The following is a 650-nucleotide window of genomic DNA, read 5'->3' as shown; positions in this document are numbered from 1 at the left end:
TCGCCTGTTCCCACGCGTCTTGGTCGAATTCGACGTCAAGGTGCAAGAAATACAGCGTCTCCACCTCGGGTTCCGCCCCTTTTTTCGGCCGTCCGCGCCGTTTTTTCAGGCGTACGATCTCTTCGACCGCGGCCTCAACCCGATGAAACCGGGGGCGAAGGGACGCCTTGAGGGACGCCAAGGCTTGTTCGGCATCTTCCCGGCAGGAGAAGGGGTGACGCTCCCAACGGGCTTGTTCCTCGCGAAGAAGCTCCGCTTCTTTGGTTCGTTCTTTTTCAAGCGTCTTTCCTTTTCGCTGGTCGAGCGCGCTCGATTCAACAACGATCAGCCGAACGGGGTGGCCTTCATACGTCGAGGCCGTTTCCCATACCCGGTACGTGGCGCCGTTTCTCTCCGCCAACGTAAAGGGATCGCTCCACGTCGTGTCCTCAGCATCCGCTTCGGCCAGCGCGGTTTTCACGATCCGGAGCGACGAAGGGCCTCTGGTGATCAAAAAGGCGTTGGCCGCTTTGGTTTGCGCCAGGGTCTCTTTCGTCATCGCGGCGGAATCGGCCACGTAAATCCATTCGTCTTCGATTTTGGCCTGCTTCAGCTGTTCATGGACACGAGACAGCACCTCGGGATTCCATGTTTTATCGGGCAGGTTGCCA

Annotated in this window: 1 protein-coding gene; it reads right to left on the bottom strand. The window is 58.6% G+C overall.

Annotated elements, in window-relative coordinates; all coding sequences use genetic code 11:
* On the bottom strand, window positions 1-650 hold a 650-nt coding region (locus DCC82_RS18370), incomplete at both ends, for a transposase (protein WP_483299670.1).

This window comes from Geobacillus sp. LYN3 (assembly GCF_003064505.1).
GTDB classification, from domain to species: domain Bacteria; phylum Bacillota; class Bacilli; order Bacillales; family Anoxybacillaceae; genus Parageobacillus_B; species Parageobacillus_B toebii.
The sequence above is the reverse complement of the archived record's forward strand: the minus strand, read 5'-3'. Positions and strand labels throughout refer to the sequence as shown.